Origin of the sequence: Haloarchaeobius ordinarius (genome assembly GCF_051801355.1) — an archaeon.
Lineage (GTDB): Archaea > Halobacteriota > Halobacteria > Halobacteriales > Natrialbaceae > Haloarchaeobius.
In genome coordinates, this window is record NZ_CP196560.1 from 1863570 (window position 1) to 1883085 (window position 19516).

Genomic DNA, 19516 nt, shown 5'->3' on the forward strand with positions numbered 1-19516 from the left:
GATTCCACGTTATTTGACCGACCGAAAGCGTTCGCTGTCTGTGACGGTCACTCGACTCGGCGTCGCCGCCGGTCGGTCTGCCAGCAGCCCAGTCCGATAGCATTCCCCCTGTCGTTTTGTCGGTCAGGGCCGTCGGTCGTCGTATGGACACTGTCGTGCCGACCGTCACGCGAATCGCCGTCCCCACGGAGACACGTGCACCCACTGCCCGGACCAACGCGTACGTCGTCGGCGAGGGAACGGCGCTTCTCGTCGACCCGGCGAACACGAGCGAACGACTGGACGAGGTCGTCTCGAGACACGGCGTGAGCCACCTCGCCGTGACCCACACGCATCCCGACCACGTCGGTGCGGTCGCCCACTACGCCGAGGAGACAGGTGCGACCGTCTGGGCCCGGCAGGGACACGAGGACCGGTTCGAGGCCGTGACCGACGTCGAACCCGACCGGACGTTCCGCGAGGGAACCGTCATCCCCGACGTGAACGTTCGCGTGCTGGAGACGCCCGGACACGCCCGCGACCACGTCTCGTTCGTCGCCGGCGACTCGATACTGTGTGGCGACCTCGCGCTCGCACAGGGGAGCGTCGTCGTCGGTGGCGACGGGGCCGACCTGCGTGCCTACCTCACGAGCTTGCGCCGCCTCTGGGCGATGGCCCCCGCCGAACTCTGCCCCGGGCACGGACCGGTTCTGACCGACCCCCGCGCCCAGTGTGAGCGCCTCATCCGGCACCGGAACCGTCGGGAGCGGAAGGTCCTCGGAGCGGTCGCTGGCGGGGCCGGGACGCTCGACGAAATCCTCGATACCGCCTACGACAAGGACCTCTCGGGGGTGCGAGACCTCGCCGCGGCAACGGTCGAGTGCCACCTTGAAAAACTCGCCAGAGCCGGCCGAATCGCGTGGGACGGCGAGCACGCGACGCCATTCTAACTGGCTATTGACACGACAACGTATTTACCTTCGTCTCCGGAACCCGTTGCTATGCCCGCAACAGGAATCCTCGGCCTGTTCGTCCTCCTCTCGTTCGTGGTGTTCGTCGTCGTCCTCCCGCTGTGGACCTACGCCGACGCCCAGCAGAACAGTTCACAGAGCGCGTTCCTCTGGGCGCTCGTCGTGTTCTTCGGCGCGCTGCTCGGCCTCCTGCTGTACTTCCTCGTCGGCCGGGACCGGACCGGCGACGGCCGTGCCCACGCCACGTACTGACCGCACTACCGAACGAACCGCTTTTTCCCGCTGGTCCCCGACTCCCAGTCACGCATGGAGTCGCTCGAAACCGAACTGGCCCGCGCCCGCGAACTCGACGTCGCCGCCCTCGCGGATGCTATCGAGGACATCGGCTTCGAGTGCACGCGCTGTGGGGCCTGCTGCACCGCGGAAGCCGACGACCCCCACACGGCAACCGTCTTCCCCGACGAGGTTCGCGACCTGCAAGAGACCACGGAGTACGACTGGCGCGACGTGGCCCGGCCGATGCCCTACGGCCTGACCGAAAATCCGGATGGGCACCTCGAAGGAGAGACGTTCGAGTGGGCGCTCCAGACCGACGCCTGTGGCGACTGCACCTTCTACACCGAGGACGACGACGGCGTCGGCGCGTGTTCGGTCCACGGGTCGCGCCCGCTCATCTGCCAGACCTACCCCTTCAGCGTCGCGCTCGCCGGGACGAGCCAGCCGATGGGCGAGGCGGTCGACGAGTCCGGCATCGTCCGCGCCCACGAATGTGAGGGGCTGGGCCGGGACATTTCACGGAACGAGGCCGAGGAACTGGCCGCGGCGCTCAAGGAACGGGCGGTGCGAGAACTCGAAGAAGCCATCGGCGTCAGGGACGAGTACGAACCCGCGGGTCCCCACCCTGGCGAGGTAGTCGTCCACGACTCAGAAGGCGCGAAACGGCCGGATGGAACGAGAACCGAGTGAGAAGACGAGACCGATTCAAAACGTCTCTTCGATGATCTCGCCGACGGCGAAGTTCGACTTTACCTCGGTAATCTCGACCTTCACTCGCTCGCCGACCTCGGCACCGGGGACGATGATGACGTACCCACGTTCGACGCGAGCGATACCGTCGCCCTGTTTGCCGATGTCCTCGATCTCGACGTAGCGTGTTTCCCCGGCTTCGACCGGGGGCTGGGGCTCCGACGGAGCGGTCCCGGAACTCTCGGTCGTTTCGGTCGTCTCGGGCTCCTCGCGGGCGATGAGCGCCACGCGGTACGTCGAACCGGGTTCGACCGACCCGTTCTCTATCTCCTGACGCGGTACTTCCACGGTGAACGAACCCTCGTCACCCTCTATCTCGGCACTGAACAGACACAGCAGTTTATCAGATATTTCCACAGTGAGTAGCCTCCATGGGTGTAGACAGTGGCCGCTGTCTTCAAATTTCCGACGAAGCCTGCGATGAAAAGGGCACTTTACCACACGGTGAGACGACCGGTGCTGTCAGTCGGCACCGGACTGCCCACGGGCGGTCGCGTACTTCGAGAGGTCGACGTCGGCGGTCACGTCCGCCGGGTCGGTGTAGGGCCGGCCGACGATGATGTCGCCGGCAGTCCCCTTGCCGATGCCCGGAATCGCGGTCAGTTCTTTCATCGACGCGCCGTTGAGGTCGAGGGGATACGGAACGCCCGTGACCGAGCGGTAGCCGTGGTCGACGATGGCCACGTCGAGGGTCCGGCCGAGTTCGTGTTCCCCGGGGAGGCCCACCAGCAGTGGGTAGGTCCCGAGCTGGCGGCCGAACGTCGTTCCGTCCTCGTGGTACTCGAGGTGGACGTCTTCGAGGATGGTCCCCGGCGGGGCGAGCCGTTTGAGCAGCGGGTTGTCTATCTCCTCGCGCACCTGCGTCTTGTACTTCTTGAACAGCTGCTTGTGGTCGTGGGCGATGTGGGCACCCTCGCTGTTCATCTCGGTCCCGGCGAACGTCATCACCTGCCGGATGTTCACGCGTCGGAGCATCAGGCCCTCGTCGTACACCCGGTGGAGGAAGTCGAGGTTGTGCTGGAACGTCTCCTCGCGCTCTTCCTTGAGCCCGTGGAGCAGGTTGATTCCCGGCAGGAGTTTCGGCAGCCGGGGTGGGGCCTCGGGGCCGGTCGAGGGGCCGGTGCCCGGCTCGTCGCCGGGCCGCCAGCCGCCCTCCTCGTTGACAATCTTGACCGCCTGGAACGCCTCCTCGGCGGTGACGTTCAGGTTGTTCGCCTCCTGCACCCGCGGGTCGGCGGATTCGAGGCCGAACGCGGCGGTGTCGCCGGGTGTGTTGTGTTTCGCGATGATGCGAATCCCTTCGCGCGACAGTTCGGGCCACTCCACGACCGTGATGGGATTCATGTTGTCGAGGTGGAGCGTCCCGAGGTCGGGTGCGACCTCGCGGATGCCGCCGTACAGTTCGCGCAGGGCGTCGGGATTCGGCTTCTCGCCGTTCCCACCGTAGGCGAGGATGTCGGCCTGCCGGCCCAGCCGGAAGTGCCGGGCACCACGCTCGTACAGTTCCTCCACCTCGCCGACGACGGACTCGGGCGAGCGGAACGAGGGGTTGCCATAGAGCGGTTCGGTACAGAACGAACAGCGATACGGACAGCCACGGGAGGTCTCCATCTCGCAGATGAGGTATTCAGGATGGTTCGGGTGCTGTTCGATGACGAACGCGCCCGCGGCGGCCCAGCGGTCGATCTCCCGATTGTCCCGCATCCGGTTGTTGAAGCCTTCGAGGCCGGACTCGACGAGGTCGTAGGCCGCGGCTTCCACGTCGCCTTTCGCGACGAAGTCGTAGTCGAGGTCGTCGCGGACGGTCTCGGTCGCGCCGGCGTTCTCGTCGCCGACACCGAACTTGACGGGGCCGCCCATCAGGGTCGTTCCCTGGGCGGTCCAGGCCAGTTCTTTCACCTCGTCCGGTTCCGCGGGCGTGCCGCCGACGTACTTGCCGGGGACGGTCATCCCGCCGAGGTAGCACATGAGGTCTGCCTGTTCGACCTCGGCCCACAGCATGCGGTCGTCGCGCAGTTCGTCGATGGTGAGGTACGTGACGTTCTCGGCCGGCACCCCCGCGTCGACCAGCGCCCCGGCGGTGTACCGGGGGTAGGTCGAGAGATAGGGCGGCACCCCGAAGTGCGCCGGCTCGTCGACGTAGCCGTCGACGATGGTGACGTCGAGATTCGCGGGGTCGGTCATATCCCATCCTCGACGCCGAAGCGGTAAAACGAGTGCGGAACTGTCTGTGGACGTGGTGACTCGAAAAATGGGAACGATGTGTGCGTCGCCGGTCAGGGTGCGACCATCGGCTGGTGGTCAAGCGTGACGACGACGTCGAGCGAATCGTCGCTCGCCTTCCCGATCGCGAACGCGGTGTAGGTCTTGCCCTCCTCGACGGTGATGGGTTCCGCGAGGACCGGTTCGTCCTCGCTGGCCGGCATGACCTGGAACTCGTAGCTCCCGGCGTCGACGCTCGCGTAGGCACCGGCCTTCCCGAACGGCATGTCGGTGAACAGTTTCGCGCCGTCGAACGCCACGTCGACGTTCCCGGCGTCCGGCGAGGCGTGGACGAAGCGAACCCGTCCGGCGTTCTCTTTCTCCTCGTTGTCGTCGTTCAGGACGAGAGTTTCGATGTTGGCGAGGTCGCCGATAGCCAGGACGGTGAACTCGTGGTCACCTTCCAGGTCCAGGGACTTCTCGATGACCGGCTGGTCCGGTTTCCCGGCGGGGCAGACCTTGATATCGTGGGTCCCTGCTGGCAGTTCCATGTAGTCGCTGACGGTCTTGAACGAGACGTCGGCTGCGACCTTCTCGTCGTCGACGAAGACGTCGACGGCGGGGGCGTCCGGCGAACAGTGCCCGATACGTACCTGTGTGTTTGTTGCCATTGTACTCCCTCCGTGGGCAGTACAGAGTTGGGCCTCCGCCGTATTCAGGTCGTTGTCGTCTCTGTAGTCACGTCACCAGGAAGTCAGGACGCTACCTGACAGAAACTGGACCACAGATTTCGGGCACTCAGTCACGGCGACGACCCAGCACCGCGGTGGCGCCCAGCGCCGCCAGCGCCGCGAGTGTCGCACCGACGCCGAAGCCCGGAATCGCGCTCTCTGCGCCGTCGTCCGTGGTCTCGGTGACGGTCGGTGTCGCGCTCGGCGTGGCCGTCTCGGTGGCTGTCGTGGGTTCGGGCTGGGTCGCCGTCTCTGAGTGCTCCGTCTGGACGGTGTCGTCGTTCGGTGCAGCGTCCGCACCGTCTGGAACACCGTCGCCGTCGGAGTCGGCGACCGTCGGGTCGGTGTTCGTGTCGTAGCGTTCGGTACCGTCGTCGAGGCCGTCGCCATCGGTGTCCGCCGCCGTCGGGTCGGTGTTCGCGAAGTTTCGTTCGGTGCCGTCGTCGAGGCCGTCACCGTCGGAATCCTTCTTCGTGGGGTCCGTCCCGATGTCGCGTTCGGTCTGGTCGGCGAGGCCGTCGCCGTCGGTGTCGGGGTTCAGCCGGTTCAGACCGAGGCGGTTCTCCTCCTCGTCGGTGATGCCGTCGTCGTCGGAGTCCAGTGGGCCCTCGGGTTCGGCGAACAACGATTGGTCGCGGGGGACAGACGGGACGGCGTCGGTCGTGACGTAGCGTTCGACCCACTCCCTGAGGGACTCGTCACCGCTCACGTCCACGACGGCCTGCTGGAAGTTCGCCACCGTGACCTGCTCGCCGCGGACGTTCAGCAAGTAGAACACGTCCTCGACGGTGTTCGTACCGTTCGTCGCCTGTCGAATCTCGGCGTCGAGTGCGGCGAGGACGCGTCGGCCCTTCGTGTACTCGGCGTACTCGGAGGTCCACTTGCTCTCCGAACTCAACCGAGACGTCGCGTCGCGGTCCGTCGAGACGTGCCGGTAGAACTCCTCGAAGTCGATGCGACCCTCCTGGTAGGTGAGGAGCGCGGTCGTGTAGTCGGCACTCCCCTCGAAGTACCAGTCCATCTTGTGCGTCGTGGTGAAGCGTTGGCGGGTGTGGACGTACTCGTGGACCCACACGTTGTTGGCGTCGTTCACGGGTGAGGAATAGTGTACCCACATGTCGGTGTTCCCGGACTGGAGCCCTCCGGTCCGGATTGGGTCCGGGGCGGCGAACACGCGGATGTCCCTGGTCCCGTGGTGGACGTCGAGGTGGTCCATCGCGTACGTCAGCGTCCCGTACACGTCGTCCGTCTCGACGACCTCGGCCGCGTCCGGGACGACCAGCGTCAGCGTCCGTCCCTGGGTCGTGTACGTCCGTGCCTCGTGGGGGCCGAGGAACGCCATCCGGTCGCCGACGACCCCCTCGCCGTCGGCCCGGTACGTCGTCGGCAGGGTGTCGTCCTCCCACGAGTGGTAGGTCTCCGCGCCGTCGGTGAAGAAACGGGCGGGGAAGCGGGTCGGCACGAGCGCCCACGACCCCTCGTCGTAGAAGTTGTACCGGTTGAACAGCTTCTGGTTGGCGTCCAGGCTGATGCGGATACTCGGGCGGGTCGTCTCGCCGTCCCACGCGTAGGTCCACGTGCCCCCGCGCAACTCGAATCCGTCCCGATCCACTACTGTCGCGCCCTCCGGGAGTGCGACGTCGAGCCCGGTGACGTTCGCGGCGACGCGGAACCTGGCAGACAACTCGACCGTGCCGGGGTCGTCGGGTGTCAGATGTACCGTGAGGGTCCGTTCGACGGCATCGTTGCCGTCTGTCGATTCGACCGTCGTCACCCCCGTCTCGGCCGCGGCCGGTGTCGCCACCACGGCGAGGAGAACGACGACCGTCACCGCGGCGACAGACCACTGGTTTCCCATCACTGATGTGTTCGGCAAGTCGAAGAAAAGCGTTCCGCCCTCCGAAAACTGTTTTCCCCTGACGGTCGAACTGTCGGGTATGCCCGCGACGATGGAGGTCAAGTGTACCGACGCTGACTGCGAGTTGGACATGTTCGAACTCCACTACACGTACGACATGCCGGACGACGTGACCGTGGCAGACTTCGTCTGCCCGTACTGCCAGCAGAGCGACTGCCTGGCGGAGATCGAGCTATGACGCTTCGGGACATCGGCAAGTCGGTGAGTGACTCCGTCCTCAAGCAGGTCGGGCGCGCCGCAAGCCAGGTGCAGGAGAACCGACCAATCCCGGTCGACGTACTCGAATCCGACGACGCCTACCTCGTCGTCTTCGACGCACCCGGTGCGACCCAGTCGGACGTGCAGGTCCGCTACGTCGACGGCTCGGTCGAGGTCCGAATCGACCGCTTCCGGCAGTTCTACGAGGACTTCGAGATGCGCGTCCCCGGCCGCGGGATGTCGCTCGACGGCCACGCCAGGCTCCCGGACGACGCGCTCGTCAACGCAGAGGACGCCAGAGCGACGCTCCGGAAGAACGGCACGCTGGAGATAGAGATTCCGAAGCGAGAGCCCGAGGAGCGTGCGGAAGCGTCCGGCGACACCGTCACCATCGCGGAACCCGACGACGACGGCGGTGCCGGCGGCGACGAATCCGAAGAATAGCCAGCCCGCGCTGGTGCTCGCGGCTCTGCCGCTCATCTCCGAGGGTCTTCCCTTCGGTCAGACCCTCGCTACTGCTCGCGGCTTCGCCGCTCGCTTTCGAGGTTCCTCTCTCAGTCGGAACCTCGCTACTCCTCGCGGCTTCGCCGCTCGGAATCCGCGGTTCTCACTCGCTTCGCTCGCTCCGAACCGCGCTATTCCACGTCCATCCCTTCGACGATGTCGAACGACTCGTCCCCCTCGAACCGGGTCGGGTCGAACGGTTCGATACCCTCTCCGCCGAGAATCTGCGCAGCCACCGCTTCGCCCAGCGCGGGCGACCGCATGAAACCGTGACCCTGGAAGCCGGTCGCGACGTAGAGACCGTCACGAAGCTCGCCAAGCAGCGGGTCCCGGTCGGGCGTGGCAGTGCAGAGGCCCGCCCACGACCGCTCGATGTCGGGCGCGCAACCGACGCGGTGTTCCATCCCCGTCGACACGTCAGCCCGGAACCAGTCGTCGGCGTCACGGTTCCAGTCGTCGGGGTCGGCTTCGACCTCCTCGGTGCCGTCGCCCGCGAGTAGTCCCGAAGGGTGTGGACGCAGGTAGAACCCGCCCGTGGCGTCGTAGCAGATCGGGACGTCGAGGTCGTCGCTGGCGGTCAGTGCCTGCACGCGGTACGGTTTCATCGCGATTGAGATTCCGACATCGGCGAGCAGTCGCTTCGAGTGCGCCCCCGCCGTGACGAGCACCGCGTCGAACGCCCGTACCTCGGCCTCGTCGTCGCCCGATACGACGACACCCGTCGGGTCGGTGCTGAGTTCTACCGGTGTCTGGGTCCGGACCGTCGCGCCCGCCTCCTCGGCCTTCGCCGCGAGTAGCGGCGGGTACGTCTCGGGGAGGACGTGTGCGGCGTCGTGGGCGACGGCGGCGACCACCACGTCCTCGGTCCGCAGGTCGTCGAACTCCGCGGCGAGGTCGTCCGGGTCGACGAGTTCGACGTTCCGACCGTGTTCCTGCATTCTGGGGACCTGCTCGCGGATTGCCGCGGCCCGTCTCTCGTCGCCCTCGCGGGCCAGCCAGACGTAAGGCCACGGCGAGAGTTCGAAGTCGCCCTGCCCGTCGAACGCCCGGAAGCGCTCCATGGCGCGCTGGGCGACCGCGGCGTCGACGTCCTCGGCGAAGGCGTCGTAACAGATGCCGGAGGCTCTCCCTGTGCTCCCGCTGGCGACGTCGCCCGCCTCGAACAGCGTCACCTCGGCCCCGTCTCGCGCGAGGTCGTACGCCGCGGTGGTACCGACCGCGCCGGCACCGACGACGGCGACGCTTTCTGGAATTTCGGAGTCGGTCATCGGTGTGCCTCCGGAAGCAGTGCTTCGAACTCGTGGGCTGCCAGCCAGTCGACCAGCGCGTCGAGTTCGTCGGTCGCCTTCTCGAACAGTTGCTTCCCGGCACCCGGTGAACCGCTCGTCGGGTGGCCGACTGCGCCCGACTCGGAGAAGTCCGCGGTGTCGAAGCCGACGTTCGCGCCGTGGACCGACTTCCCCCACGACTCCGCCGCGCCGTCCTCGGCCGCCTCGAGGTTCTCCTCGCGCACGAGTTCTCCCCGGATGTGCATCACCATGCTCGTCTCGACCTCGTCGGCGTGACCGATGCCCGCCTGGCCGAACAGTTCGGCGTCCAGTCCTTCGAGGTTCGACCACCAGTTCCACGGCGCGGCGAAGGCGGTTTCGTCCTGGCGGAGCCGTCTCGCGGCCCGGGTGATGGCGTCGGTGTTGCCACCGTGGCCGTTCACGACGACGGCCTTGCGGACGCCGTGGCTGGCCATGCTCGAAAGCACGTCCGTGACGTAGTCCTCGAACGTCCCGGGGTCGGTCCAGAGCGTCCCGTCGAACTGCCGGTGGTGCTCGCTGACGCCGACCGGCAGGGTCGGAAGGCAGACCACGTCGTCGCGGTCGGCCACCGCGTCTGCGACCGCCTCGGCCGCCATGAAATCGGTTCCGAGCGGAAGGGCAGGGCCGTGCTGTTCGACGCTTCCCGTCGGCAAGAGCGCGACCTCGGCCGAGTCGAGGCGTGCGCGGAGGGTCGTCGTCGTGTGTCGCGCGAGGTGCATACCGGAGGTGCTTGTGGGGGTCAGGTAAACCTTCTGCCGCCGGGCGACTCCCTTCCGGAACCGCAGCAGTCGGGGCGTGCTCGCCGTTCTGCAGGGGGCCTACTTCACCGCGTGAAGCGTCGTCGGGCCGTCGCCGTCGTGTATCTCCACCTGCGAGAACCCGGCGTCGGCGAACGTCTCTCGCAGTGCGTCGGGGTCGTGGAACCGCCCCTCGAAGACGGTCCCCATCGTCACCTCGCGGTCTTCGGCCTCGTCACGGATGACGAACTGGTAGGTCGTGGTGTAGTGGCCGGCTGCCGAGGTGAGGGCACTGGTGGAGTGACGTTCGACCGAGTACCGGTCGGACGCGGCGGTCTGGACGTCCCGGCTCCCGTTCTCGACGTCGTCCGAGAACGGCTGGAAGAAAGTCACGAAGGCGCCGCCGTCCCGGATGCTCTCGCACGCGTTCTGGGCGAGGGCCGCGACGTCCCGGTCGTCCGTGAGGTGCAACATCCCGCCAAGCAACACCGCCACGTCAAACTCCAGGTCGTCGTCGGCCGCCGACCACGCCGTGAAGTCGGCCTCCCGGACCTCGGCCGTCGTGACGCGGTCCTTCGCCACCGCGAGCATCGCCTCGTTCACGTCGACGCCCAGGACCGTCTCGTACTCGTCCTCGATGCGCGTGAGCAGCGGGCCGGTGCCACACCCGAACTCGAGTACCCGGGCGGTGTCCGCGGGTTCGTATCGCCGGAGCAGTCCGACCTGTGCGTCCCTGTCGAGGACGCGCGAGTGATAGAAATCGTAGAGGGCGGGGTACTCGTAGAAGCTCCGGGGCCGGTGCGGGGCCTTTTCGAGGTCCTCGATGACGGCGTCGAGCGGCATGTACCGGCGGCTTCCAGCGCCGAAAATATAAACGGTGTTGCACGTTCGGCGACCCGTCAGGCCCGCGGCGAAGTGCCACGGCGCAGACGTGCCGACGGCGGCTCAGTTCAGGAACTCGTCCAGCCCGCGAGCAGGATACCCGACCACGTAGTCGGCGCCAAGTTCCTTCAGCTCCGCGACCCGGTCGCGGACCGTCTCGATGTCACCGACGAGCGCGAAGTCGGTGCTCGCCTTCAGCAGCACTTCGCGGGCCCGGCCGGTCGCCGAGGAATCCGTCGCGCAGTCGTCGGGCAGGGCTCGCGCCACTGCACCGCGCCGGGAGATGTACCCACCGACCGCGTCTAACACCGCGTCATCGTCGTCGGTGAGGACGGTGGGGGCGTAGATGGCCACCTCGCCGTCGAAGCCAGCGGCGCGCAGGGCGCGCAAGTCCCGCGAAGTCGAGCGCGAGAGCAACTCGAACTGCGTGCCGCCGGCGGCCATCGCGATGCGCTCGATGCCTTCGGTGCCGACCCACGCCTCGGCATCGACCTTCCGGGCCGCACCGAGTCGGGGCGCGATTGCCCGCCCTTTCTCGTCGTCGGTGAGGTAGGCGGGGTGGCCGGCGACCAGAATTCGCTTGACCTCGGTGGGCAGCGTCTGGGCCAGCGAGTCGTCGCCGAGGGGGTCGAACCCGTCGGCCCGCACGGGCGTGGTGACCATGACGGTCGAGTGCTGCGCGAGGTCACGGAGCACCGACGCGTCGGGCAGGTGCTCGCGACCCTCGTAGTCCACCGCCAGCAGGTCCACGTCGAGGCCGACGGCTGCGGAGATGTCGACCTCCTTGGGCTTCAGGGCGACGCCGTCCAGCCCGGTCCTGGGCAGAGTGACGCCTCTCGTCAACATTTTGCGATACCTCCGAGTAACAGACAGAATGATAGGCTATCGGTCGAGTGGAACTCGATCCATCGTCTGGGCGACCATGTACTGTAGGACAGGCCAGCTTCTGGCATAAGCGTGTCGGAGCACACGAAGTATCGCCGAGGGAAGCTGACGACGTCGGGGGGACTCTACTACTCCGGCGACCACTCGCACGACGTCCCGTACGTCAGCTCCTCGGCGTCGATGTACGCCGCGAGACAGCCGTAGTTGCAGAACGGTTTCTCCTCTTCTCTCTCGGACTCGCCTTCCCGGACGTACACCGGGTCGTGGCGTTCGACGTCGCTCTCACAGTAGAGACAGGGTGTCGGCATGGTAGTCGATGCGACGGGGGCCACCGGCAAGAACCTGTTTCCGGCTGTCAGGGCACGCGATACGTCGCGACCAGTTCGAACCCCGCTTCGGCGTCCGCCGCCTCGGGCTGGGCCACGGTCGAGAACGCCCACTGTCCGCGTTCGAGCGCGACCTCGTCGATGACCGTCTCTCCCTCGGTTCCGGTTCCGTTCGGCCCGATGACCCAGCTGTACCGGGCCGACGGCTGGAGCCTGACCGCTGCCGGCCAGACGTTGTCAGGAGCGACGTGTCGCCAGCCGACGGCAGTCCACTCGTAGAGATCCCACGAGTTGGGGCCGACGAGCCAGGGCTCCGAGGTCCCGTTTCTCACGACGAACCGGACCGAATCGACCCGGGTCTCGGGACCGACCGACTTCTCGACCCGAATCGTCACCGGGGCATCGTCGCCCCGGCAGACCGTGTCGCCGGCATCGGCCTGGAAGGACGGGCAGTGCTCCGGCTCGGGGTCGGGTTCGGGGTGTCCCACGCCGTAGGCGACCAGCGGACTCGCGAGGAGGGCGGCCGACCCGAGTTCGGTCAACACGGCTCTGCGGTTCACGCGTGCGAGTTCTGGTGGGCGAGAGAAAGCGTTTGTGCCGGCGTGGTCAGATTCGCCGGTCCAGTCGCATCGGCGCGCGCCAGTCCGTCGTGAGTTCGAGCAATTGCACCAGAATCCGGCCCGTGGCTCCCCACACGGTGTAGCCGTTCACGTGGAAGTAGTGGATGACTATCTCGCCGTAGTGCGGGTGGTCGCGGTGTTCGTACTCGTAGTTCTCGTCGTCGAGCAGACCCGAAACGGGCAGGACGGCGACCTCGGCGACCTCGCGCTCGTTCGGGTCGTACGTCCTGTCAGGGGCCATGCCGACGAACGGCGTCACCGCGTACTCGGTAATCGTCCGGATGTCGTCGAGACGACCGACGAGTTCGACCTCGTCCGGGTGGAGACCGATCTCCTCGTAGGCCTCGCGGAGTGCGGTCTCCTGGATGTCGACGTCGCCGGGTTCGTTGCCGCCGCCGGGGAAGCTCATCTGTCCGGGGTGTTTCCCGAGGTGGTCGGCCCGTTTCGTGAACAGCAGGTGGTACTCGCCGTCCCGTTCGATGACCGGGATGAGCACCCCGGCGTCGTGCTTCTGGTCCTCGATGGGACGGGGGGTGAACTCGGCGACTCGACGCAGGTCCATCGAGAGAGGGTATGGGCTAGTCATGTAAAGCGTTCACTCTCTGCACGCGAAGAGCGGCGGCCCCGTCTCACAGGCGCGCGTCGAGTCGTCCCCGGATACCCGCGCAGTCGACGGGGGCCCACGCCTCCAGGTCGTAACTCACGTCGACCAGTTCGCGCATCCGCTCGGTATTCGCCCCGGCCAGGGCGGCGGTCGCCTCGTCGTCGAGGGTCGCCCGCACCGCCTCGCCGAGCGTCTCACGGTCGACATCGCGCGGTTCGACGTCCATGATGTGCGGGAGGTCCTCACTGTGGGGTGGTTGCTCGGGGAACGCCCGCGGACCGACGACCAGCAGTGGTTCCTCGCCCTCGCCCCGGTCGTACTCGACGAGGTGGTAGCTCTTGATGGCCGAATCGAGGGTCTCCCCTGCTGTTGCACCGTCCAATTCCTCGCCTTCGCGAAACGCGAGTTCCGAGAGCGCCTCGTACAGTTCGTCACGGGTGAGCCCACCGAACAGGTCAACGACACCGGCGAGTTCGTCCTCACTGACGCGCATGGTTATCTAGATGACATCCGGCACAAAGATTCATTCGACTACGCGGGCCATCGCGTCGGCCGCGGCGGCAGCCACGTCCGCCGGAACGAGCGGTGCGTCTTCCCACGACGGGAGTCGGGTGTCGACGGTCGGTTCGGCGACCCCGTCGGCGTAGGTCGCCACCTGCTCGCGCTCGCCGTGGGCGTCGAACTGGAGGTCGTTGAATCGTGCGTCGGCGGCGTACTGGCGGACGAGTGTGGTCGCCGCCTGCTCGTATCGCGTGGGCAGCGTCTCGTAGTCCGGGTCGATGCCGTGGTCGCCGAGGGCGTTGAACAGCGCTCGCCCGACCTGCGTCGACATATCGGAGAGGCCCGTCGGCCCCGAGACGGAGCGGTGGTCGTGTTCGTGGCGGCCGAGGTCGACCTGGGCGGTGCCGTCGAAGCCGGCGTACTCGTAGGTGTCCGCGAGGACCCCGACCTCCAGCCCGAACGCGCGCTGGGCGCGGACCTGTCGGGCGAGGTCGGCCGTCATGGCGAACTCGCCGGCCAGCGCGTACCGGAACGCGTCGAGGTAGTCGAGGAACGGGTGGTCGTGGGCGTCGTCGAGGGCCCGGACGAGCGGCGTGTAGAACAGTCGGAACAGGCGGCCGTAGAGGCGGTCGTTCTCGACGCGGGCGTAGTAGCCCTTCGAGAAGTCGAACCCCTGGTCCAGCGGCGAGAGCAGGCGCGGGACGTGACTCGCGCTGTAGGTCTTCGCGTCGGCGTCGTGGACGACGACGTAGTCGGCGCGCTCGGCGGCGAGGCCGAGTGCCAGCCACACGTCCCGACCCTTCCCGAAGCCGTTCTCCAGGCCGTGCTCGTGGAGCAGAGCGGACACCGCGTCGGCGGAGCACCACAGCAGGTCCACGTCGAGGTCGAACGATTCGAGCCACTCGTGGAAGTCGGGGACGCGCTCGGCCGGTGCGCGAAGCGGGACGATGACGGATTCGGGGGCGACGTCCGCGAGCGTCGAGAGCACCTGCTCGGCGGCGAGGCCCGCGTACTCCCGTTCGGTCATGGGGACCACGACGGCGGTCCGGTCGGTGGGGGCGTCCGGGCAGGGGTTCGTCAGGTCGTGGAGCGTCGCGATCCGCTCCTGGACGTACTCCATCACCCGGCAGTCGGGACCGGAGTAAAAAAACGGCCCCGACTTGGGTCGCGGGTTGCCGATTCCGTTCCGGCCCGCGAACGCCGCGACTCGGGACGCCGCGACTCAGGACGCGCCGGTCGGCAGGCGGTCCAGCCGATAGAGGACGACCAGCGCGACGAGGATGCCGACGAGAACCACCGCGAACCCGCGGTACACCTGGTCGTACCCGAGGCCGAAGTCGACGAGCGCGCCGACCGTGACGCTGCCCGTCGCGCCGACGAGCATCACCACGCCGGAGTAGAGGGCGTACGCCGACGCCCGGTTCTCGTCGGGGAGCGAGTCCAGCAAGAACGTGTCCATCGCGGGGAAGGCACTGTGGACGACGTAGCCGAGCAACAGCGTGACGACGACGATGGGCACGAACGCGGAGACGTACGTCAGCGCCAGCAGACAGGCCGCGAACGCGCCGAGCACCGCGAGCAGTAACGGGACGTGCGGGATGCGGTCCGCGAGGTCGCCCGTGAGGAAGAACGCGGGGACGCCCGCGAGGAACACCAGCGTCAGCAGCGTTCTGCCCTGTGCGGGGTCGAGTCCCTTCGCCACCGAGAGATAGCGCACGTAGAGGTTGAACAGGCCGTTCCAGACGAAGCCGGTCCCACCCAGGACGACGATACCGGTGAGGATGATTCGCCACTGCCGTTTCAGCGCGGCCAGCAGGTCCCGGTCGGCCGCTCCCGCGGTCGGCATCGCGGACCGGCTGGCGACCCAGTAGAACGCGACGGTCGTCGCCGCGGCCACGACGGCGAGCGTGAGCATCACGACGCGCCAGGCTGCCAGGTCACCCAGTCCCGGTACCTGCCAGGACCCCCTGAGCAGGACCAGCCCGACGAACAGCGGCGCACCGACCGCGGCGAGCTGGCTCGACATGCCGTGGATGCCGATGGCGCGGCCGACCCGTTCGGGGAACAGTTCACTCACGAGTGGGTTCGCGGCGATGAAGTACGCGCCGCTGGCCAGTCCCATGAGGAACGCGCCGACGTAGACCATCGTGAGCGAGTCGGCGAAAGCGGTGAACGTCGTCGCGACGGTGAGGACGACGCCGGTCCCGAGGACGACCCGGTGGCGCGGCACCTTCGTCAGCAGGTAGCCGGTCGGGATACGCGGGAGTGCACTGCCGACCCAGGTCAGCGTCGCGATGAGGCCGACGGCCCCCTCCGAGGTGATGCCGAAGGCCGCCCGGAACGGGTCGAGCAGGGGTGCGAAGACGACACGGGCGAAATTGACGAGAAACACCATCGCACAGAGCGACCCGAACACACGCCAGCGGCGGACGGTGGCGCGGTCCTGCGTGTCGGTTCTCGGCTGTTGCGCGCCGGTCTGTGCGGTCACGGTCGGAGGTTTCGGACCGCCCGGTTCAAACTTTTCGAATCGAAAGCCGAGACACCACGGTACTTTTGGCCTCCCCCATCGTAGCGCCGTTTATGAAGTCGGTCAGGAAAGCCCTACGCGACGGCACGCTCGAGAAGGACACGTACGAACGTCTCAACTGCGCAGAGTGCGGGAAGACACTGAAGACGAAGAACGACCCGGACGCCATCGGAACGGTACGAACCTGTCCGGACTGCGGCGGCGAGTGGAAAGAGATCAGATAATCACGGGGTCGCGGGGGCGTTTCTCTTCTTTCAGCACGTGAGCGACAGCGCCGGCCGCGCCCCTGCCACAGCTGCTCACTCGAACGTCGAATCGAACGCGTCGGCCCCCATCGGGTCGAACGTCCCGGCCGCGACGTTCTCCTCGACGTGTTCGGGGCGGCTCATGCCGACCAGCGAACTCGTCACGCCGGGGGCCGACCGGGCGAAGTTGATGGCCTGTTGGACCGTCGAATCACCCGCCAGCTTCGCCGCCACCTCGTCGGGCAACTCGCTCGTGAGGTCGCCCTGCAGGATAGAGGCGCTGGTGAAAACGTCGAGGTCGGCCTGGTGAGCGAGCGCGAGGGTACTGACTGTGCCGTCGGCGGAGGACTGCCCCTCGACGGTGAAGGCGTCGGCCATGTGGACGTTGAAGGGAAGCTGAATCGCGCGGAAGTGCGTCGCCGCGTTCCCGACGGTTCTGGCGGCGGACCGGGCCCGCCCGACGATTTCCCCCAGCGAGAGGTACGAGTCGTGGTCGGGGCCGACCCGGAAGCACTCCCACGTCGCCACGCCGTAGTGCTGGACGTCGCCCTCGTCGGCCCGCCGCTCCAGCACTTCGAACGTCGCCTCGAGCTGGTCGTACACGTCCTCGCGGGACTTCTCGGCCAGTTGCGTCTCCGGGTTGTGGACGTAGTAGAGGTCGATGCTGTCCAGCCCCAGATTCTCCAGCGACCGGTCGAGCTGGTCGTCGATGTAGCGCGGTGCGATGCAGTGACTCCCGCGGACGAGGTCGTCGGTATCGACGATGCCGGTGTCGACGTACTCTGACTGGACGTACTGGCCCGGGTCGTCCGGCCGCTCGCCGTCGAACGGGACGAACCCGCCCTTCGTCGAGACCAACACGGCGTCACGCTCGACGTCGGCGTCTGTCACGGCTTCGCCGACTACCCGCTCGGAGCGCTGACAGCGGTAGTTGATGGCGGTGTCGACGACGTTCACGCCCGATTCCAGCGCTTTCACGATGGACTCGTGGTAGCGCTCGTCGACCGCGTCCGTCGGGTCACCGAGATAGGTTCCAAGACCGATGCTCGACACGAGACCGTCGCCGAACCGCCGGAAGTACGTCCGGCCGAACGACTCGTGGAACCGGTCGCGGTAGGCCCACGTCGCCGTCTTCGTAACCATGCACGTCGGTTCGGGCGTCGGAGAGAAAAGCCGTCCGTTCGACTACGACCGCTCGCCAGCCAGCGCGTCGAACAACCGTTGCTTGAACTGGTCGCGGGAGACGCCCTTCGAGGGACCGAGGCCTTCCATGTGGTCTTTCGATATCTGGCCGCCGCCCATGCGGGCGTGCCCGCCCGCTTCGGCCATCGGGATGTCCGCGACGACGGTCCGGAGCGCCTCGCCCATGTGGAGACGGTCGTCGCGTGAGCGCCCCGACATGTGGATGGTGCCGTCTTTCTCGCCGTAGACGACGACCGCGGAGACGCCCTCCAGATGCATCAGTTCGTCCGCTGCCTGCGGGATGGCGTCGACGTTCGGTATCGCGCCGAGGTCACAGACGCCGAACGGGCCGTCGACGTCCACCTCGTGGATGGCCTTCGCCTTCGTCTTCAACACCTCGCGCGGGACCTGCGGGTTGGCGATGCGGTCGAGCAGGTCCTCGTTCACGCCCGGGTAGAGGTAGCTGCTCGCCGCGAACTCCGCGGCCGAACAGCCCTTCGTGAGGTGGTTGGTGTCGGCCTGGATACCGTACACCATGCCGGTCGCGGTGAACGGCGGGAGGCTGACCCCGTCGCCGTTGCCGTTGCCGACGGTGGCGTCGAGGTCGTCGAAGTACTCGGCGAAGATGGTCGCACACGCGCCGTAGTCGGTCCGGATGTCGGTGAACGCTGAGCCGGTCCCGTTCCCGGGGTGGTGGTCGACGACGGCGTACGGTTCGACGCCCTGTGAGCCCTGGAAGCCACGGGGTGTGTTGTGGTCGACGAGGACCACGGTGTCGGCGGCGAGGTCGCCCGCGGTCTCGATCTGTTCGACGTCGAGGTCGAGGACGGTCCGGAACGCCCGGTTCTCCTGGTGACGTATCTCGCCGGGGAACTGGAGCGTCGCGTCCACCCCGGCGTGGCGACAGAGCTGCGCGACCGCCATCCCCGAGGCCATCGCGTCGGGGTCGGGGTTCGGGTGCAACAGGACGGCGACTTCGTCGGGATAGCGGAGTGCCCGGAGGAACCGCTCCCCGGGAGTCCGGTTGAACCGTCTGTAGCCGGCCCAGCCACCGAGCCCGAGGACCAACACAGCCACGAAGAGTCCACCCGCTACCAGCGGGTCACTCGTCGCGGTCTCGACGACACCGGCGGCACGGGAAGCGACGGCCGCCGGGGTGGCAGCGAACCACATATCCCTGTTCTCACGGTCGACTGGTAAGAAGGTTCCCCAAGTCGGTCACGAGTGTCTCTGACGGTACAAATCGACCGCCTGACGGTATCCTTCGCGGAACGTCGGGTACCTGAACTCGTAGCCGAGACTGCGAAGTTTCTCGTTCGAGCACCGTTTCGACGTTCGCAGCCGGCGCTCGGCCGCGTCCGAGAGGTCGCCCGCTGCGAGGCGCTCTTCGATGGTCTGCTTCGGCGGCGTGTCGACCCCGCACTGCTCTGCCAACCAGTCCGCGAACGCCCACTTCGAGACGGGCTCGTCGTCGGTGACCTGCACGACCTCGCCGCGTGCGAGGTCCCCGGTGAGGAGGTACCGGACCGCTCCGGCGGCGTCCTCGCCGTGGACCATGTTCAGGTAGCCCTCGGTGACCGGCCCCTCGAGGTAGCGCTCCAGCCGGTAGCGGTCGGGACCGTACAGCCCCGAGAACCGCGCGACTGTCCCGTCGGTGCCGAATTCGTCGCCTGCCACGAGTGCAAGTTCCTCCGCCTCGGCCAGCACCTCGGTCTTCGGCGTGGTCGGCGAGAGCGGCGTCTCTTCGTCCACCCAGTCCCCGTCGTGGTCGCCGTGGACACCGGTGCTGGAGGTGTACACCAGTCGCTCCGGCGGGTTCTCGCGAGCGGCGAAGTGCGAGAGGGCCGTCCGCATCCCGTCGACGTACACCGTCCGCGCCGCGTCTGCCCCGCGGCCGCCGGTGCTGGCGGCGTAGACGAGGGCGTCCACGTCCGGAATCGCCGAGAGCGAATCCGTCTCGAGCAGGTCCGCCCGAACCGCGGTGAACCCCGACTCTTCGATGGCATCGAGTCCGTCGTCCGAGCGACGGACGCCGATGGCGTCGTGGCCAGCCTCGGTCAGTTGTCGCCCCAGTTCGAGTCCGACGTAGCCACAGCCGAGAATCGCGACACGCATATGGACAGCCGTAGGCAGGCCCTCCTCATACCGCTACCGTTGTGTGATAACAG

General features: G+C 67.3%; 23 protein-coding genes. 6 read left to right on the forward strand and 17 right to left on the reverse strand.

Annotated features, from left to right (window positions below):
- The first annotated feature begins 143 nt into the window (after positions 1-143).
- Genes ACSC1R_RS09655 through ACSC1R_RS09665 form a run of 3 tightly spaced genes read left to right on the forward strand, consistent with a single transcriptional unit; the run spans position 144 to position 1916 of the window.
- Entirely contained in the window at positions 144-929 is a 786-nt protein-coding gene (locus ACSC1R_RS09655; RefSeq protein ID WP_439025535.1) for an MBL fold metallo-hydrolase, read from the forward strand.
- A gap of 51 nt (positions 930-980) precedes the next feature.
- Positions 981-1202, forward strand: coding sequence for a PLDc N-terminal domain-containing protein (locus tag ACSC1R_RS09660; protein ID WP_439025536.1), 222 nt, complete (start codon positions 981-983; stop codon positions 1200-1202).
- A gap of 54 nt (positions 1203-1256) precedes the next feature.
- Entirely contained in the window at positions 1257-1916 is a 660-nt protein-coding gene (locus ACSC1R_RS09665; RefSeq protein ID WP_439025537.1) for a YkgJ family cysteine cluster protein, read from the forward strand.
- 15 nt (positions 1917-1931) lie between these two features.
- On the opposite strand, the gene ACSC1R_RS09670 is transcribed toward ACSC1R_RS09665, so the two are convergent.
- The 4 genes from ACSC1R_RS09670 to ACSC1R_RS09685 form a co-directional block, all read right to left on the reverse strand.
- Positions 1932-2333, reverse strand: coding sequence for a TRAM domain-containing protein (locus ACSC1R_RS09670; protein ID WP_439025538.1), 402 nt, complete (start codon positions 2331-2333; stop codon positions 1932-1934).
- Positions 2334-2438: 105 nt separating this feature from the next.
- Positions 2439-4160: a radical SAM protein gene (locus ACSC1R_RS09675; RefSeq protein ID WP_439025539.1), complete on the reverse strand. Its 1722-nt coding sequence runs from the start codon at positions 4158-4160 to the stop codon at positions 2439-2441.
- Positions 4161-4252: 92 nt separating this feature from the next.
- Positions 4253-4849 (reverse strand): DUF4397 domain-containing protein, encoded by a 597-nt coding sequence (locus tag ACSC1R_RS09680; protein ID WP_439025540.1) that lies wholly within the window; start codon positions 4847-4849, stop codon positions 4253-4255.
- A gap of 127 nt (positions 4850-4976) precedes the next feature.
- Entirely contained in the window at positions 4977-6767 is a 1791-nt protein-coding gene (locus ACSC1R_RS09685; protein ID WP_439025541.1) for a hypothetical protein, read from the reverse strand.
- A gap of 79 nt (positions 6768-6846) precedes the next feature.
- Between ACSC1R_RS09685 and ACSC1R_RS09690 the strand changes: the two genes are divergently transcribed.
- Together ACSC1R_RS09690 and ACSC1R_RS09695 are read left to right on the forward strand one after the other, a co-directional pair.
- The gene (locus tag ACSC1R_RS09690) at positions 6847-7005 is read left to right on the forward strand and encodes a DUF7559 family protein (protein WP_439025542.1); all 159 of its coding nucleotides are present in this window, start codon (positions 6847-6849) and stop codon (positions 7003-7005) included.
- Positions 7002-7469, forward strand: a complete 468-nt coding sequence (locus ACSC1R_RS09695) for an Hsp20/alpha crystallin family protein (protein ID WP_439025543.1) — start codon at positions 7002-7004, stop codon at positions 7467-7469. The genes ACSC1R_RS09690 and ACSC1R_RS09695 overlap by 4 nt, the downstream gene beginning before the upstream one ends.
- 191 nt (positions 7470-7660) lie before the next feature.
- Here ACSC1R_RS09695 and ACSC1R_RS09700 read toward each other — a convergent pair whose 3' ends face one another.
- The 10 genes from ACSC1R_RS09700 to ACSC1R_RS09745 form a co-directional block, all read right to left on the reverse strand.
- Entirely contained in the window at positions 7661-8797 is a 1137-nt protein-coding gene (locus ACSC1R_RS09700) for an NAD(P)/FAD-dependent oxidoreductase (RefSeq protein ID WP_439025544.1), read from the reverse strand.
- Positions 8794-9558 (reverse strand): creatininase family protein, encoded by a 765-nt coding sequence (locus ACSC1R_RS09705; protein WP_439025545.1) that lies wholly within the window; start codon positions 9556-9558, stop codon positions 8794-8796. The genes ACSC1R_RS09700 and ACSC1R_RS09705 overlap by 4 nt, the downstream gene beginning before the upstream one ends.
- A 99-nt stretch (positions 9559-9657) precedes the next feature.
- Positions 9658-10419, reverse strand: coding sequence for a class I SAM-dependent DNA methyltransferase (locus ACSC1R_RS09710; protein WP_439025546.1), 762 nt, complete (start codon positions 10417-10419; stop codon positions 9658-9660).
- Between the two features lie 102 nt (positions 10420-10521).
- On the reverse strand, positions 10522-11304 hold the full coding sequence (locus tag ACSC1R_RS09715) for a DUF7388 family protein (protein ID WP_439025547.1): 783 nt from the start codon (positions 11302-11304) through the stop codon (positions 10522-10524).
- 167 nt (positions 11305-11471) lie between these two features.
- Positions 11472-11651: a hypothetical protein gene (locus tag ACSC1R_RS09720; protein ID WP_439025548.1), complete on the reverse strand. Its 180-nt coding sequence runs from the start codon at positions 11649-11651 to the stop codon at positions 11472-11474.
- A gap of 47 nt (positions 11652-11698) precedes the next feature.
- Positions 11699-12229 carry a hypothetical protein gene (locus ACSC1R_RS09725; protein WP_439025549.1) on the reverse strand — a complete coding sequence of 177 codons (531 nt, stop codon included), beginning with the start codon at positions 12227-12229 and terminating at the stop codon, positions 11699-11701.
- Between the two features lie 46 nt (positions 12230-12275).
- Positions 12276-12851, reverse strand: coding sequence for an NUDIX hydrolase (locus tag ACSC1R_RS09730; RefSeq protein WP_439025550.1), 576 nt, complete (start codon positions 12849-12851; stop codon positions 12276-12278).
- 67 nt (positions 12852-12918) lie between these two features.
- Positions 12919-13386 carry a DUF7109 family protein gene (locus ACSC1R_RS09735; RefSeq protein WP_439025551.1) on the reverse strand — a complete coding sequence of 156 codons (468 nt, stop codon included), beginning with the start codon at positions 13384-13386 and terminating at the stop codon, positions 12919-12921.
- 30 nt (positions 13387-13416) lie between these two features.
- On the reverse strand, positions 13417-14514 hold the full coding sequence (locus ACSC1R_RS09740) for a glycosyl transferase family 2 (RefSeq protein ID WP_439025552.1): 1098 nt from the start codon (positions 14512-14514) through the stop codon (positions 13417-13419).
- Positions 14515-14616: 102 nt separating this feature from the next.
- The gene (locus tag ACSC1R_RS09745) at positions 14617-15789 is read right to left on the reverse strand and encodes an MFS transporter (RefSeq protein WP_439028703.1); all 1173 of its coding nucleotides are present in this window, start codon (positions 15787-15789) and stop codon (positions 14617-14619) included.
- 185 nt (positions 15790-15974) lie between these two features.
- Between ACSC1R_RS09745 and ACSC1R_RS09750 the strand changes: the two genes are divergently transcribed.
- Positions 15975-16145 carry an HVO_0758 family zinc finger protein gene (locus ACSC1R_RS09750; protein WP_261650432.1) on the forward strand — a complete coding sequence of 57 codons (171 nt, stop codon included), beginning with the start codon at positions 15975-15977 and terminating at the stop codon, positions 16143-16145.
- A gap of 75 nt (positions 16146-16220) precedes the next feature.
- Here the strand turns inward: ACSC1R_RS09750 and ACSC1R_RS09755 are convergent, their stop codons facing one another.
- From ACSC1R_RS09755 to ACSC1R_RS09765, 3 genes are read right to left on the reverse strand one after another with little or no spacing between them, the layout of a single operon-like run.
- A complete protein-coding gene (locus ACSC1R_RS09755; RefSeq protein ID WP_439025553.1) occupies positions 16221-17309 on the reverse strand; it encodes an aldo/keto reductase in 1089 nt (362 codons plus the stop codon).
- 42 nt (positions 17310-17351) lie between these two features.
- Positions 17352-18521 carry a DHH family phosphoesterase gene (locus ACSC1R_RS09760; protein WP_439025554.1) on the reverse strand — a complete coding sequence of 390 codons (1170 nt, stop codon included), beginning with the start codon at positions 18519-18521 and terminating at the stop codon, positions 17352-17354.
- A gap of 45 nt (positions 18522-18566) precedes the next feature.
- A complete protein-coding gene (locus tag ACSC1R_RS09765; protein ID WP_439025555.1) occupies positions 18567-19463 on the reverse strand; it encodes an SDR family oxidoreductase in 897 nt (298 codons plus the stop codon).
- Positions 19464-19516: the final 53 nt, after the last annotated feature.